Genomic DNA, 15,503 nt, shown 5'->3' with positions numbered 1-15,503 from the left:
CAAAAGATGGAATGAGTGTACCGAAATAATTCGCCCGGATGCTTTCTCTTTTTTATGTGAATAACCAGATTAATAATTTTGTAACAACGGTAATGACAGTTTGAAACCGTAGAGATTGAAAAACAGGCAGAATAATACCCTGGAATGCAGCATTTTATTCGGCTCTTTGTACCGTTATTTTATGCTGACAAACGTGCTTTTTTTTGTTTATCTATAGTGAAAAGCAGAATATTATCTTTTCTTAATCGACTGAAAAATAGAGATTTTAGCCTGATTTTGCTTAAAAAACTGCGCTAAACCATTAATGAGACTGGTAAAAATAGTGTAGTTCAAAAAAAGCACAGACTGCTTTTTAACCACATAAATACAAAATATTAATTACGTCACGAATGGGGATTCAGGTAATGAAACGGAATGCGAAAACAATCATCGCAGGGGTGATAGCACTGGCAATGTCACACGCGGTCATGGCGGAAGATATCAAGGTCGCTGTTGTCGGCGCGATGTCAGGTCCGGTCGCGCAGTGGGGCGATATGGAATTTAATGGCGCACGTCAGGCCATTAAAGATATCAATGCCAAAGGCGGGGTCAAAGGCGACAAACTGGTTGCTGTGGAATATGACGACGCCTGCGATCCGAAACAGGCCGTTGCGGTAGCGAACAAAATCGTCAATGACGGTATTCAGTACGTTATTGGACATCTGTGCTCATCTTCCACGCAGCCCGCATCAGATATCTATGAAGATGAAGGCATTCTGATGATTTCTCCGGGTGCCACAAACCCGGAACTGACCCAGCGCGGTTACGCTCACATTATGCGTACAGCGGGTCTGGACTCCTCTCAGGGGCCGACTGCCGCGAAATACATTCTGGAGAAGGTGAAGCCACAGCGTATCGCCATCATTCACGATAAACAGCAATACGGTGAAGGTCTGGCGCGTTCGGTGCAGGACAGCCTGAAAGCGGGCAAAGCCAACATCGTTTTCTTTGACGGTATCACCGCCGGGGAAAAAGATTTTTCTGCGCTGATCGCTCGCCTGAAAAAAGAAAATATCGACTTTGTTTATTACGGCGGCTACTACCCGGAAATGGGGCAAATGCTGCGCCAGGCGCGTTCCGTCGGACTGAAAACCCAGTTTATGGGACCTGAGGGCGTCGGCAATGCGTCGCTGTCTAACATCGCCGGTGATGCTGCTGAAGGCATGCTGGTAACCATGCCAAAACGCTATGACCAGGATCCGGCGAATAAGGCTATCGTCGATGCGCTCAAAGCTGACAAGAAAGATCCAACCGGACCATACGTGTGGATCACTTATGCAGCCGTCCAGTCATTGGCGACAGCAATGGATCGCAGCGGTAGTAAAGAGCCGCTGGACCTGGTGAAAGATCTGAAAGCACACGGGGCTGATACCGTGATTGGGCCGCTGAAATGGGATGAAAAAGGCGATTTGAAGGGATTTGAGTTTGGTGTCTTCCAGTGGCATGCAGACGGTTCTTCGACCGTCGCGAAGTAATACCTGAAGACGAGTTATCCCACCGCCCGTGCAAAACGGGCGGGTTTAAAAAGGTTACCTTATGTCCGAGCAGTTCCTCTATTTCTTGCAGCAGATGTTTAACGGCGTCACGCTGGGAAGCACCTACGCGCTGATCGCCATCGGTTACACGATGGTGTACGGCATTATCGGCATGATCAACTTCGCCCACGGCGAGGTGTATATGATCGGCAGCTATGTCTCCTTTATGATCATCGCAGCGCTAATGATGATGGGCATCGATTCCAGCTGGCTACTGGTCGCGGCGGGCTTCGTCGGCGCGATTGTCATTGCCAGCGCCTACGGCTGGAGCATTGAACGCGTGGCGTATCGGCCCGTGCGCAGCTCCAAGCGCCTGATCGCGCTGATTTCCGCTATCGGGATGTCCATCTTCCTGCAAAACTACGTCAGCCTGACGGAAGGTTCGCGCGACGTGGCGCTGCCCAGCCTGTTTAATGGCCAGTGGACTGTCGGCAGTAGCGATAACTTCTCTGCTTCCATCACCACCATGCAGTTGGTTATCTGGATCGTAACCTTCCTGGCAATGCTGGCGCTGACGCTGTTTATCCGTTACTCCCGTATGGGCCGCGCCTGCCGTGCCTGTGCCGAAGACCTGAAGATGGCCAGCCTGCTCGGCATTAACACCGATCGCGTGATTGCGTTGACCTTTGTGATTGGTGCGGCAATGGCGGCGGTAGCGGGCGTGCTGCTCGGTCAGTTCTATGGCGTAATTAACCCATACATCGGCTTTATGGCCGGGATGAAGGCCTTTACCGCGGCGGTACTGGGCGGCATCGGCAGCATTCCAGGGGCGATGATCGGCGGCCTGATTCTGGGCGTTGCGGAAGCGCTCTCCTCTGCTTATCTGAGTACCGAATACAAAGACGTCGTTTCATTCGCGCTGCTGATTCTGGTGCTGCTGGTGATGCCGACCGGTATTCTGGGTCGCCCGGAGGTAGAGAAAGTATGAAACCGATGCATTTTGCAATGGCGCTGCTCTCTGCCGCTATGTTCTTCGTCCTGGCGGGCGTCTTTATGGGCGTTCAGTTAGAGCTGGACGGTACCAAGCTGGTAGTCGATACCGCCGCGGATATCCGCTGGCAGTGGGTGTTTATCGGCACTGGCGTGGTCTTTCTTTTCCAACTGCTGCGTCCAGCCTTCCAGAAAGGCCTGAAGAGCGTCTCCGGACCAAAGTTTATTCTGCCGGCGATTGATGGCTCCACCGTTAAACAGAAGCTGTTCCTGGTGGCGCTGCTGGTGATTGCCGTGGCGTGGCCGTTTATGGTGTCACGCGGTACGGTGGATATCGCCACGCTGACGATGATTTATATCATCCTCGGCCTCGGCTTAAACGTGGTGGTAGGACTTTCGGGCCTGCTGGTGCTGGGCTACGGCGGCTTTTATGCCATCGGCGCTTACACCTTCGCGCTGCTGAACCACTACTACGGTCTGGGCTTCTGGACCTGCCTGCCGCTGGCGGGACTGGTTTCCGCTGCTGCGGGCTTCCTGCTCGGCTTCCCGGTACTGCGCCTGCGCGGTGATTATCTGGCGATTGTGACCTTAGGCTTCGGCGAAATCGTCCGCATCCTGCTGCTCAACAACACCGAAGTAACCGGCGGTCCAAACGGTATTAGCCAGATCCCGAAACCGACCTTTTTCGGTCTGGAGTTCAGCCGTACCGCCCGTGAAGGCGGCTGGGATACCTTCAGCAACTTCTTTAACGTCAAGTACGATCCGTCTGACCGCGTCATTTTCCTCTATCTGGTGGCGCTGCTGCTGGTGGTCTTCTCGCTGTTTGTTATTAACCGTTTGCTGCGTATGCCGCTGGGTCGTGCGTGGGAAGCGCTGCGTGAAGATGAAATTGCCTGTCGCTCGCTGGGCTTAAACCCTACGCGCATCAAGCTGACAGCCTTTACCATCAGCGCCGCGTTTGCCGGTTTTGCCGGTACGCTGTTTGCCGCGCGCCAGGGCTTCGTCAGCCCGGAATCCTTCACCTTTGCCGAGTCGGCCTTTGTGCTGGCGATTGTGGTACTGGGCGGAATGGGCTCACAGTTTGCGGTGATCCTCGCAGCTATCCTGCTGGTGGTGTCACGCGAGCTGATGCGTGATTTCAACGAATACAGCATGTTAATGCTGGGTGGTTTAATGGTACTGATGATGATCTGGCGTCCGCAGGGCTTGTTGCCGATGACCCGTCCACAGTTGAAGCTGAAAAACGGGGAAGCAAAAGGAGAGCAGGCATGAGTCAGCCATTATTATCCGTTAACGGCCTGATGATGCGCTTCGGCGGTCTGCTGGCGGTAAACAACGTTGAACTGGAACTGCGACCGCAGGAGATTGTCTCGTTAATCGGCCCGAACGGTGCGGGGAAAACCACGGTCTTTAACTGTCTGACCGGTTTTTATAAGCCGACCGGTGGGACGATTAAGCTGCGCGACCAGCACCTGGAAGGGCTGCCGGGTCAGCAAATCGCGCGTATGGGCGTGGTGCGTACTTTTCAGCACGTGCGTCTGTTTCGCGAAATGACGGTGATTGAAAACCTGTTGGTGGCGCAACATCAGCAACTGAAAACCGGCGTCTTCTCCGGCCTGTTGAAAACCCCGTCGTTCCGTCGCGCGCAGAGTGAAGCGTTGGATCGCGCGGCCACCTGGCTTGCGCGTATTGGCTTGCTGGAGCATGCCAACCGTCAGGCCAGTAACCTGGCCTATGGCGACCAGCGCCGTCTGGAAATTGCCCGCTGCATGGTGACCCAGCCGGAAATCCTGATGCTCGACGAACCCGCTGCTGGACTCAACCCGAAAGAGACCAAAGAGCTGGACGAGCTGATTGCTGAACTGCGTAACCATCACAACACCACCATTTTGTTGATTGAGCACGACATGAAGCTGGTGATGGGGATTTCCGACCGTATTTACGTGGTGAACCAGGGCACGCCGCTGGCAAATGGGACGCCGGAACAGATTCGTAATAACCCGGATGTTATCCGCGCCTATTTAGGTGAAGCATAATGGGGGCGAGGATTAATATGGATAAGGCGATGTTATCGTTCGACAAAGTCAACGCCCACTACGGCAAGATACAGGCGCTGCACGACGTCAGCTTGTATATCAACCAGGGTGAAATCGTTACTCTGATTGGTGCTAACGGCGCGGGAAAAACCACGCTGCTCGGCACATTGTGTGGCGACCCGCGAGCGACCAGCGGGAGAATCGTCTTTGATGGTAAAGACATTACCGACTGGCAGACGGCGAAAATCATGCGCGAAGCGGTAGCGATTGTGCCGGAAGGGCGTCGCGTGTTTTCCCGCATGACGGTGGAAGAGAACCTGGCGATGGGTGGCTTCTTTGCCGAAAAGGACCAGTTTCAGGAACGCATCAAATGGGTGTATGACCTGTTTCCCCGTCTGCATGAGCGTCGTATTCAGCGTGCGGGAACGATGTCCGGCGGTGAACAGCAGATGCTGGCGATAGGCCGTGCACTGATGAGCCAGCCGAGGCTGCTGCTGCTTGATGAACCGTCGCTGGGTCTGGCGCCGATTATCATCCAGCAGATTTTTAATACTATCGAACAACTGCGCGAGCAGGGGATGACCATCTTCCTCGTCGAACAGAACGCCAACCAGGCGCTGAAGCTCGCCGATCGCGGCTACGTGCTGGAAAACGGTCATGTGGTGCTGGAAGACACCGGTGATGCGTTACTGGCTAACGAAGCGGTGCGTAGTGCGTATCTGGGCGGTTAATCATTATCTGAATAGACAAGGGGCCCGCTGTGGCCCCTTTTTATTGCTCTATGTTATTATTGAGAATAGTTATCAATAATAAAAATGAACATGGAGAAAGGATGATTCGTTCAGGTACCTGCATGATGATTGGCAGTTTGTTTTTGACGCTTTCACTAACCACCCAGGCCTCAACACCGCCAGCGTTTGACCCGCGCGATCCCGCTATCTGGGAAGAGAAACCGGACAACCCGTTAGCGCAATCCGACTCGCCCTGCGAAGTGTTTACCAGCTCGGTATGCCCAGGCTGGGATGATGATAAATCGGATATCCAACGTGAACGTGAGCGGCGAGAGCAGCAGCGTTTACAGAATGAATATGAGCGACGCTGGCGTCGGGATTAATCTTCCTTGCTGGAGCAGCAGATAACGCCATCCAGGCCGGAGAAGGTATAGCGATATCCGGCTTTGTTGTGCACCACCCCGCATTTTCCTGTCACTACGCTTTCACCGCCTTGCCATCTGTTTGTCGCCTTACTATCTTTTTTTTGTAATAAAAAAGTTATTTTTCTGTCATTCGAGCATGTCATGTTACCCCCGCGAGCATAAAACGCGTGATATCGCGCATCCGGCACAACAAGAGAGATAACCGATGATATCGTTACGACATACAGCTTTAGGACTGGCACTTAGCCTGGCATTTGCAGGTCAGGCACTGGCGGTCACCACTATCCCGTTCTGGCACTCAATGGAAGGCGAACTGGGTAAAGAAGTTGATTCACTGGCGCAACGTTTTAATGCAGCCAATCCCGACTACAAAATTGTTCCGCAGTACAAAGGCAACTACGAGCAGAGCCTGAGTGCAGGAATTGCTGCTTTCCGTACCGGAAACGCGCCTGCGCTGCTGCAGGTTTATGAAGTGGGTACGGCAACCATGATGGCCTCAAAAGCCATTAAACCGGTCTATGAAGTATTCAAAGAGGCTGGCATTAACTTCGATGAGTCTCAGTTCGTACCGACCGTTTCCGGTTACTACACCGACTCTAAAAGCGGACACTTGCTCTCCCAGCCGTTTAACAGCTCCACTCCGGTGCTGTACTACAACAAAGATGCCTTCAAAAAAGCCGGTTTAGACCCTGAGCAGCCGCCTAAAACCTGGCAGGATCTGGCGGAGTACACCGCGAAGCTGAAAGCCGCAGGTATGAAGTGCGGTTACGCCAGCGGCTGGCAGGGATGGATTCAGATTGAAAACTTCAGCGCCTGGAACGGTCTGCCGGTAGCAACCAAAAACAATGGCTTTGACGGTACTGACGCGGTGCTGGAGTTCAATAAACCGGAACAGGTGAAACACATCGCTCTGCTGGAAGAGTTGAACAAAAAAGGGGATTTCAGCTACTTCGGGCGTAAGGACGAATCCACTGAGAAGTTCTACAACGGGGATTGTGCCATTACCACCGCCTCTTCCGGTTCGCTGGCCGACATCCGCCACTACGCTAAATTCAATTATGGCGTCGGGATGATGCCGTACGATGCCGATGTGAAGGGCGCGCCGCAGAATGCGATTATCGGTGGGGCCAGCCTGTGGGTGATGCAGGGCAAAGACAAAGCAACCTACGAAGGCGTGGCGCAGTTCCTCAACTTCCTGGCGAAGCCTGAAATTGCTGCCGAATGGCACCAGAAGACCGGCTATCTGCCGATCACCACCGCTGCCTACGACCTGACCCGTGAGCAGGGCTTCTATGAGAAGAACCCTGGGGCTGATATTGCCACCCGCCAGATGCTGAACAAGCCGCCGTTGCCGTTCACCAAAGGGCTGCGTTTGGGCAATATGCCGCAGATCCGCACTATTGTGGATGAAGAGTTGGAAAGCGTCTGGACCGGGAAGAAAACCCCGCAGCAGGCACTGGATGCCGCCGTTGAGCGTGGCAATCAGTTACTGCGCCGCTTTGAGCAATCGACCAAGTCTTAAGTGTATAAGTGCCTGATGGCGCTGCGCTTATCAGGCCTACAAGTTCGTAGTTTGTAGGCCGGATAAGGTGCTTGCACCGCCATCCGGCACCTTCCAGGAAAAGAACCTACATGTCTTCATCCCGTCCGGTATTCCGCTCGCGTTGGCTTCCCTATTTGTTGGTAGCTCCGCAGCTGGTTATCACCGTTATTTTCTTTATCTGGCCCGCCGGTGAAGCGCTGTGGTACTCGCTACAATCCGTTGATCCGTTTGGTCTTTCCAGCCAGTTTGTCGGACTGGAAAACTTTGTCGCGCTGTTTCATGACCCGTACTACCTCGACTCATTCTGGACCACCATTAAGTTCAGTACGTTAGTCACGGTAAGCGGTCTGCTGGTGTCGTTATTTTTTGCGGCGCTGGTGAATTACGTGGTGCGCGGCAGCCGTTTTTACCAGACGCTGATGTTGTTGCCTTATGCCGTTGCGCCCGCCGTCGCCGCCGTATTGTGGATCTTCCTGTTTAACCCAGGACGTGGGCTGATTACCCATTTTCTCGGTGAGTTTGGCTATGACTGGAACCATGCGCAAAACAGCGGTCAGGCAATGTTTCTGGTGGTGTTCGCGTCGGTCTGGAAGCAGATTAGTTACAACTTCCTGTTCTTCTTTGCCGCACTGCAGTCTATCCCGCGATCGCTGATCGAAGCTGCTGCGATTGATGGCGCAGGGCCGGTTCGCCGCTTCTTTAAGCTGGCGCTGCCGTTGATAGCCCCGGTCAGCTTCTTTCTGCTGGTGGTGAATCTGGTTTATGCCTTCTTTGATACCTTCCCGGTTATTGATGCCGCCACGGCGGGTGGGCCGGTGCAGGCGACGACCACGCTGATTTATAAGATCTACCGTGAAGGGTTTGTCGGGTTGGATCTGGCTTCTTCCGCCGCACAATCGGTGGTGCTGATGTTCCTGGTCATTATTTTGACGGTGGTGCAGTTCCGCTATGTGGAAAGTAAGGTGCGTTACCAATGATTGAGAACCGTCGTGGGCTGACAATATTCAGCCATGCCATGTTGATTATGGGGATCATGGTGATCCTGTTTCCGCTGTACGTCGCGTTTGTTGCGGCGACGCTGGACAACAAAGCGGTGTTTGAAACGCCGATGACGCTGGTTCCCGGCACGCAGTTGCTGGAGAACATGAAATACATCTGGGTCAACGGTGTGGGCGTCAACAGCGCGCCGTTCTGGTTGATGATGCTTAACAGCTTCATCATGGCGTTCAGTATTACGGTAGGGAAAATCACCGTCTCCATGCTCTCCGCATTCGCCATCGTCTGGTTCCGTTTTCCGCTGCGCAACCTGTTCTTCTGGATGATTTTTATCACCCTGATGCTGCCGGTTGAGGTGCGAATCTTCCCCACAGTGGAGGTTATCGCCAACCTGAAAATGCTCGACAGCTATGCGGGTCTGACGCTGCCGTTGATGGCATCGGCTACTGCGACCTTCCTGTTCCGACAGTTCTTTATGACCCTGCCGGATGAGCTGGTTGAGGCGGCGCGAATTGACGGTGCGTCACCGATGCGTTTTTTCCGCGATATCGTACTACCACTGTCAAAAACCAATCTGGCGGCGCTGTTCGTTATCACCTTTATCTACGGCTGGAACCAGTATTTGTGGCCGTTGTTAATTATTACCGACGTCAATTTGGGCACTACGGTGGCGGGTATCAAAGGCATGATCGCCACCGGTGAAGGCACCACGCAGTGGAACCAGGTAATGGCTGCCATGCTGCTGACGCTTATCCCTCCGGTAATCATCGTGTTAGCCATGCAGCGTGCCTTCGTACGCGGTCTGGTCGATAGTGAGAAATAAAAATGGCTGGTTTAAAACTACAGGCAGTAACCAAAAGCTGGGACGGCAAAACCCAGGTGATTAAACCGCTGACGCTGGACGTCGCGGACGGGGAATTTATCGTGATGGTTGGCCCATCCGGCTGCGGAAAGTCTACGCTGCTGCGGATGGTGGCTGGGCTGGAGCGGGTGAGCGGTGGCGATATCTGGATTGATAATAAACGCGTCACCGAGATGGAGCCGAAGGATCGCGGCATTGCGATGGTCTTTCAAAACTACGCGCTCTACCCGCATATGAGCGTGGAAGAAAACATGGCCTGGGGGCTGAAAATCCGCGGGATGGGCAAGGAGCACATTGCTGAGCGGGTAAATGAGGCGGCGCGTATTCTCGAGCTGGGTGAGCTGCTTAAACGTCGTCCGCGCGAACTTTCTGGCGGTCAGCGCCAGCGCGTAGCGATGGGGCGCGCTATTGTGCGCGACCCAGCGGTATTCCTGTTCGATGAGCCGCTTTCTAACCTCGATGCCAAGCTGCGCGTACAGATGCGTCTGGAGTTACAACATCTGCATCGCCGCCTGAAAACCACTTCGCTATACGTGACGCACGACCAGGTTGAAGCGATGACCCTCGCCCAACGGGTGATGGTGATGAACAAAGGCATTGCCGAGCAGATAGGTACACCGGTTGAGGTGTATGAAAAGCCTGCCAGCCGCTTTGTGGCGAGTTTTATCGGCAGCCCGGCAATGAACCTGCTGGACGGGCGCATCAGTACCTCGGGCACCCATTTTGAACTGGAGGGCGGCATGACGCTACCCATCGGCAGAAGCGCGAGAGAGTCTATTGGGCGTAAAATGACGTTGGGTATCCGCCCAGAGCATATTGCGCTAAGCTCGCAGGCCGAAGGCGGCGTGCCGTTGGTTGTTGATACACTGGAAATGCTGGGCGCAGATAACCTGGCACACGGACGCTGGGGCGAGCAAAAGCTGGTGGTGCGACTGGCGCATCAGCATCGCCCAACGGCAGGCAGCACGCTGTGGCTGCATCTGCCGGAAAATCATCTGCATCTTTTTGATGGCGAAACAGGACAACGCGTATGAGTAACTGGCCTTACCCCCATATTGTCGCCCATCGTGGCGGCGGTAAGCTGGCCCCGGAAAACACCCTGGCGGCGATCGACGTGGGGGCGCGATACGGGCATACCATGATCGAGTTTGACGCTAAATTGTCGAAAGACGGTGAGATCTTCTTACTGCATGATGACAACCTGGAGCGAACCAGCAACGGCTGGGGCGTGGCAGGCGAGCTGAACTGGCAGGATTTATTGCGCGTGGACGCCGGCGGCTGGTTTAGCGGTGAGTTTAAAGGTGAACCGCTGCCGCTGCTCTCGCAAGTGGCCGAGCGCTGCCGTCAGCACGGTATGATGGCGAATATTGAAATTAAACCCACAACCGGCACCGGAACGTTAACTGGCAAAGTCGTGGCGCTGGCCGCGCGGGAGCTGTGGGCGGGAATGACGCCGCCACTATTGTCATCCTTTGAAATTGATGCACTTGAAGCGGCGCAGCAGGCGGTACCTGAACTGCCGAGAGGCTTGCTGCTTGATGAATGGCGCGAGGACTGGCGCGAGCTGACCACGCGGCTTGGCTGCGTCTCTATTCATCTTAATCACAAACTGCTGGATGAAGCGCGTGTGGATGCGCTGCGTGATGCGGGGCTACGTATTCTGGTATATACCGTCAACCGACCCCAGCGCGCGGCGGAACTGCTGCGCTGGGGCGTGGACTGCATCTGTACCGATGCCATTGATACGATTGGTCCGGATTTCCAACCTTTTTAAGGCCCAATCGTTTTTAACGGAACGTTAGGCTGCGGCGTGCTGGAGGGCTTCAGCATGTCGCCGTTCTTTTTCTCTGACAGCATATGTTGCTTATTCAGAGAGCTGTCCGGGTTACGGGTTCCACTCAACATCCCACCGTTGCTGTTGGGCAGCATTTGCTGCTGGCTGGGATTCAACTCGCCTGGCTGAGACTGAAGGACCCGCTGGGAGTTGGTGTTAATTTGGTTTTCCAGATGCTGTTGCTGCATACGCGTCTGCGTTTGCAACTGTTGGTTGAGCATCCCTTTCTGCTGAATTTGCTGCGTTTGCATTTGGGTTTGCATACGCTGCTGACTCGGGATCTGATAACCGGGTTGGTTCGGGTTATTCATGGTGTTGATGGGCTGTGTAAAGCCTGCAAACGGCAACAGCATGGCTAAAAGTAAGAGTCGTTTCATCGCTTTTCTCCTCTCGGGGATCTCTTAAGTTTACTCCTTTCTCGCCGTTACGATGATTATTTCAGAGTTATGCACCAGGCTTAGTGGGGGCCGACCCCCATACATCTGGAGAATAACGATGATAAAACCGACGTTTTTACGCCGGGTAGCCATTGCTGCTCTGCTCTCAGGAAGTTGTTTTAGCGTTGCTGCCGCGCCAGCTGCGCCACCGCCGGTATCTTACGGAGTCGAGGAAGATGTGTTCCATCCCGTACGTGCTAAGCAAGGGATGGTGGCCTCTGTGGATGCTTTAGCTACCCAGGTTGGTGTGGACATTCTTAAACAGGGTGGGAATGCCGTTGATGCCGCCGTGGCCGTTGGCTATGCGCTGGCGGTGACGCATCCCCAAGCGGGCAATCTGGGCGGCGGTGGTTTTATGCTACTGCGTACCAAAGACGGTAACACCACCGCGATCGATTTTCGTGAAATGGCGCCTGCTGGCGCGACCCGTGACATGTTCCTCGATGAGCAGGGCAACGCCGATGCGAAAAAGTCGCTGACGTCGCATCTGGCATCCGGTACGCCGGGTACCGTGGCGGGTTTCTCGCTGGCGCTGGAGAAATACGGCACGATGCCGCTGAACAAAGTGGTGCGCCCGGCGATGAAGCTGGCGGAAGAGGGCTTTGTGGTTAATGACGCGCTGGCCGACGATCTGAAAACCTATGGCAGCGAAGTGCTCCCTAATCACGAGAACAGCAAAGCCATTTTCTGGAAGGACGGCGAGCCGCTGAAAAAGGGCGACAAGCTGGTGCAAAAGAATCTGGCGAAAAGCCTGGAAATGATTGCCGAGAATGGCCCGGATGCGTTTTATAAAGGGGCGATTGCCGATCAGATAGCCGGGGAAATGCAGAAGAACGGCGGGCTGATGACCAAAGAGGATTTAGCCAGCTATAAAGCTGTGGAGCGCACGCCGATCGGCGGTGACTATCGCGGATATCAGGTCTTCTCCATGCCGCCGCCGTCCTCTGGCGGTATTCACATCGTGCAGATCCTCAATATTCTCGAAAACTTCGATATGAAGAAGTACGGGTTTGGCAGCGCCGATGCCATGCAGGTCATGGCTGAAGCGGAGAAATATGCTTACGCCGACCGTTCAGAATATCTGGGCGACCCGGATTTTGTGAAAGTGCCGTGGCAAGCGCTGACCAACAAAGCCTATGCTAAAACGCTTGCCGATCAGATTGATATCAACAAAGCTAAGCCTTCCAGCCAGATCAAACCGGGCAAACTCGCCCCGTATGAAAGCAACCAGACTACGCACTTCTCGGTAGTGGATAAAGACGGCAATGCCGTGGCGGTAACGTATACCCTGAATACCACCTTCGGGACCGGCATCGTGGCGGGTAACACCGGTATTCTGCTGAATAATGAAATGGACGACTTCTCCGCTAAGCCGGGCGTGCCGAACGTTTATGGACTGGTGGGCGGTGATGCCAACGCGGTTGGACCGAAGAAGCGTCCGCTGTCGTCGATGTCGCCGACTATCGTGGTAAAAGACGGGAAAACCTGGCTGGTTACCGGCAGCCCAGGTGGAAGCCGAATCATCACTACCGTACTGCAAATGGTGGTCAACAGCATTGATTACGGGATGAACGTCGCCGAAGCGACCAACGCACCGCGCTTCCATCATCAATGGTTGCCAGATGAACTGCGCATCGAGAAGGGCTTCAGCCCGGATACAATCAAGCTGCTGGAGCAAAAAGGACAGAAAGTAGCGCTGAAAGAGGCGATGGGCAGCACGCAGAGCATTATGGTTGGACCGGATGGCGCACTGTATGGTGCGTCCGACCCGCGTTCCGTGGATGACTTATCGGCGGGATACTAAGGATGACGGCCCTCTTCGATGGGAGAGGGCTTGTCGGTTCAACAGCATTATTCTTCACGTGGTTATGGTTCGTTATTGTCAGCATCTGTATTCTTTATTAGCCTGTACCCTTTTTCAGATACGCGATAGTAAGGCATGGACTTATGCCCGCTGTCCTCGATATTTACCAATCCCTCGCTAGCCAATTTATTCACAATATTAACGACATTACTGAATCCCGGGATTCTTTTCATAGATAGCGTGCGATCCAGATTCATCCAGTTCCAGTTAATATCTTTTTCAGCCATAACTTTCAGGACGTTAAGCTCTGTTTCAGTTATCATAGTTAATCGTACACAAGTAAACTTAGCTTCGTGTTTTTTTTGCTTTTTGTTCTAAAGCATTTAAAGGTATTTTTCTCATTATGCGCCCTTGTTTTTATTAGCGAACAGTATCTAATATTTCATTTAAAAATTCAGTAAAGGATTTAAATGTTCCAAATACATTGTCAGTGCCGATGTTATCTCTAATTTCAAAAAGACAGGATTTAGTATCATAGGTGAATAACGAAATACTATCATCACCAATGACTAATCGTTCTGCAAGATCAGGGTTTATATAGTCATCATTATTTCTATAAAATTCGTTCACTAGAAATAAGTTCTTAACTAAAGGTTCTGGTATTGAAAGACTGAAAATTCTTAATCCGTTATACTCAAACCCATCCATTGTTTCTAAGAATGTTAAATAATCAGGTTGATTAGAGCATAATATGCAGACTTCATCACATAATTGTTCGAGTATCGGTGATGTTTCAGTTTTAGAGTTTCTTTTTGTGATGCTTTCAATAAATGAACTTTTTATGGCATCTTCTATAGGGTAAGCAAAGCTATCCATCATGATTTTTAATTCAACAAGGAGGGCTTCAATATTCATTTTATCTTTAATCCTGAAATATTACTTAAGTGGGTAAATTGAACCTGAAGGGATTGCCCAGAGTATTGTTTTGCTTTCGCCGGGTAACATTTTTCTTGTTACATTGGATTGCATATTGGTAAATATTTTGTGATAGGGTTCGTTCTTTGTAAGTACTAAATTATCAAAGCTATTTGTTCCTCCATCATCTAATGGTAATTTATGGTGAACACTATAGTTATGAGGAACATTTCCGTTACTCATTCTTAAAAAATCTTCTGAATTAAATCTATTTTTGTAAGTAGGTTTTTTTGCAAGGTCAATAATAAACTTTTTCCTTATAGTACTATCGAATTCCTTTCGTAATGCTGCTGCTTCTATTGGGTTTCTTCGGGTGTAATTTATTTCTTTTACGATTACGCCAGAAAGTAATTTGGGTTCGCCTCTTAGTTTTCCAAGATAGATGGTAATTTCATGATAATAATCAAAACTTGAACGCCTGGCTAACAAAATTGAACTTGCTGCAAGTAACGCACCTGTAGTTTTTTCATTCAGGACTTGATCATATCCTTTAATCGCATCGCCCCCCAACTTTTCCGCCGTTTCCCTGAAGCCGTCGATATTCCCGTTGTAGATCCCTCCGGCGGCAAGCAGTCTGTCAACCTCTTTGCTGTTTAACGTTTTGAGGCCATTGTCTACGGGTGTTTTTGGGCGAGGGATAAACAGGCGGTTGTAGTTCTCGGGCAACGCCAGGTAGCTGAACTCAGTGTTGGCAATAAGATGTTTGCAGAGGATATATTCATAGTTGATGGTTATTGTTTCTGTGTCTAAATTATTGTCGCTGAATTGGTGTTGAATGGCTGATAGAAATGCTCCCCGCAGTTGAATATAATAATATTTCTCCCATCTACCGAACCTATTGATGCGGTAGAAATAAAACTCCATATACAACTGCTCGTTGTTGTTAATAGCATTTACAAACAATGGGGTGCTTTTATCTATCAGTTTGCAAAATTGCAGTCCGTGAAAATGTGAACCTCTACCAGTACTGGTTATACTATTAGACAGCGAAAAAGTAAAAATTTCGTCTTCGTGCCCTATTTGCCAGCGGTTACCCACGGATGCATTGGTTCCACATCCGTCAGAAATAGCGCCCTGATGTTGTCCTGAAACCATCAGATAGACGATATCACTCATGACATCCTTATCCTTTTATTACTTGTTGTCGTAAAAATGGTAATTTTGCTCTTTGTTTTTATTACGCTTTCTAATGTCGTTCGTATATAGCAGAAATAAAACGTTTCACTTTAAGTGAATTTTATTGAGGGGAATCTGAATATAAATAATGTATGAGATAAGAATTTATACATTCAATAATTTGGAGTTATTAATGGAGGGTTTGCTGATGTTAATTGACCCGTATCAATGGCCTACAGC

At 51.5% G+C, this 15,503-nt stretch carries 16 protein-coding genes; 12 read left to right on the top strand and 4 right to left on the bottom strand.

Annotated elements, in window-relative coordinates; genetic code table 11:
* The first annotated feature begins 404 nt into the window (after positions 1-404).
* The 11 genes from livK (at position 405) to ugpQ (ending at position 10,871) form a co-directional block, all read left to right on the top strand.
* Positions 405-1,514, top strand: coding sequence for a high-affinity branched-chain amino acid ABC transporter substrate-binding protein LivK (gene livK / locus OGY17_RS03790; RefSeq protein WP_003023433.1), 1,110 nt, complete (start codon positions 405-407; stop codon positions 1,512-1,514).
* 61 nt (positions 1,515-1,575) lie between these two features.
* Positions 1,576-2,502 carry a high-affinity branched-chain amino acid ABC transporter permease LivH gene (gene livH, locus OGY17_RS03785; protein WP_003827575.1) on the top strand — a complete coding sequence of 309 codons (927 nt, stop codon included), beginning with the start codon at positions 1,576-1,578 and terminating at the stop codon, positions 2,500-2,502.
* Positions 2,499-3,776: a branched chain amino acid ABC transporter permease LivM gene (gene livM, locus OGY17_RS03780; RefSeq protein WP_048215381.1), complete on the top strand. Its 1,278-nt coding sequence runs from the start codon at positions 2,499-2,501 to the stop codon at positions 3,774-3,776. Before livH ends, livM begins: the two co-directional genes overlap by 4 nt.
* Positions 3,773-4,540 (top strand): high-affinity branched-chain amino acid ABC transporter ATP-binding protein LivG, encoded by a 768-nt coding sequence (livG, locus tag OGY17_RS03775; RefSeq protein WP_003827578.1) that lies wholly within the window; start codon positions 3,773-3,775, stop codon positions 4,538-4,540. The genes livM and livG overlap by 4 nt, the downstream gene beginning before the upstream one ends.
* Positions 4,541-4,557: 17 nt before the next feature.
* The gene (livF, locus tag OGY17_RS03770) at positions 4,558-5,271 is read left to right on the top strand and encodes a high-affinity branched-chain amino acid ABC transporter ATP-binding protein LivF (RefSeq protein ID WP_003827581.1); all 714 of its coding nucleotides are present in this window, start codon (positions 4,558-4,560) and stop codon (positions 5,269-5,271) included.
* Between the two features lie 101 nt (positions 5,272-5,372).
* Positions 5,373-5,654: a hypothetical protein gene (locus OGY17_RS03765; protein WP_003827582.1), complete on the top strand. Its 282-nt coding sequence runs from the start codon at positions 5,373-5,375 to the stop codon at positions 5,652-5,654.
* A 247-nt stretch (positions 5,655-5,901) separates the two neighbouring features.
* Positions 5,902-7,218: a sn-glycerol-3-phosphate ABC transporter substrate-binding protein UgpB gene (ugpB, locus tag OGY17_RS03760; protein WP_003827583.1), complete on the top strand. Its 1,317-nt coding sequence runs from the start codon at positions 5,902-5,904 to the stop codon at positions 7,216-7,218.
* Positions 7,219-7,328: 110 nt separating this feature from the next.
* Positions 7,329-8,216 (top strand): sn-glycerol-3-phosphate ABC transporter permease UgpA, encoded by an 888-nt coding sequence (gene ugpA, locus OGY17_RS03755; protein WP_003837841.1) that lies wholly within the window; start codon positions 7,329-7,331, stop codon positions 8,214-8,216.
* Positions 8,213-9,058: a sn-glycerol-3-phosphate ABC transporter permease UgpE gene (gene ugpE / locus OGY17_RS03750; RefSeq protein ID WP_149607346.1), complete on the top strand. Its 846-nt coding sequence runs from the start codon at positions 8,213-8,215 to the stop codon at positions 9,056-9,058. The genes ugpA and ugpE overlap by 4 nt, the downstream gene beginning before the upstream one ends.
* Positions 9,059-9,060: 2 nt before the next feature.
* Positions 9,061-10,131, top strand: coding sequence for a sn-glycerol-3-phosphate import ATP-binding protein UgpC (locus OGY17_RS03745; protein WP_286606430.1), 1,071 nt, complete (start codon positions 9,061-9,063; stop codon positions 10,129-10,131).
* Positions 10,128-10,871, top strand: a complete 744-nt coding sequence (gene ugpQ, locus OGY17_RS03740; protein WP_003827589.1) for a glycerophosphodiester phosphodiesterase — start codon at positions 10,128-10,130, stop codon at positions 10,869-10,871. Before OGY17_RS03745 ends, ugpQ begins: the two co-directional genes overlap by 4 nt.
* Here ugpQ and OGY17_RS03735 read toward each other — a convergent pair.
* Positions 10,868-11,308: a DUF2756 family protein gene (locus OGY17_RS03735; RefSeq protein WP_057067170.1), complete on the bottom strand. Its 441-nt coding sequence runs from the start codon at positions 11,306-11,308 to the stop codon at positions 10,868-10,870. The genes ugpQ and OGY17_RS03735 overlap by 4 nt on opposite strands.
* Positions 11,309-11,426: 118 nt before the next feature.
* Here OGY17_RS03735 and ggt point away from each other — a divergent pair, with 118 nt between their 5' ends.
* On the top strand, positions 11,427-13,172 hold the full coding sequence (gene ggt, locus OGY17_RS03730; RefSeq protein ID WP_286606427.1) for a gamma-glutamyltransferase: 1,746 nt from the start codon (positions 11,427-11,429) through the stop codon (positions 13,170-13,172).
* 62 nt (positions 13,173-13,234) lie between these two features.
* On the opposite strand, the gene OGY17_RS03725 is transcribed toward ggt, so the two are convergent.
* The 3 genes from OGY17_RS03725 to tssD all read right to left on the bottom strand — a co-directional run bounded on the left by OGY17_RS03725 (position 13,235) and on the right by tssD (position 15,263).
* Positions 13,235-13,495 carry a hypothetical protein gene (locus OGY17_RS03725; RefSeq protein ID WP_008786356.1) on the bottom strand — a complete coding sequence of 87 codons (261 nt, stop codon included), beginning with the start codon at positions 13,493-13,495 and terminating at the stop codon, positions 13,235-13,237.
* Between the two features lie 97 nt (positions 13,496-13,592).
* Positions 13,593-14,087: a YrhA family protein gene (locus OGY17_RS03720; RefSeq protein ID WP_234103015.1), complete on the bottom strand. Its 495-nt coding sequence runs from the start codon at positions 14,085-14,087 to the stop codon at positions 13,593-13,595.
* A gap of 21 nt (positions 14,088-14,108) precedes the next feature.
* The gene (gene tssD / locus OGY17_RS03715) at positions 14,109-15,263 is read right to left on the bottom strand and encodes a type VI secretion system tube protein TssD (protein WP_286606425.1); all 1,155 of its coding nucleotides are present in this window, start codon (positions 15,261-15,263) and stop codon (positions 14,109-14,111) included.
* Positions 15,264-15,503: the final 240 nt, after the last annotated feature.

The organism is Citrobacter sp. Cpo126, from assembly GCF_030332445.1.
Taxonomy (GTDB): domain Bacteria; phylum Pseudomonadota; class Gammaproteobacteria; order Enterobacterales; family Enterobacteriaceae; genus Citrobacter; species Citrobacter portucalensis.
The sequence above is the reverse complement of the archived record's forward strand: the minus strand, read 5'-3'. Positions and strand labels throughout refer to the sequence as shown.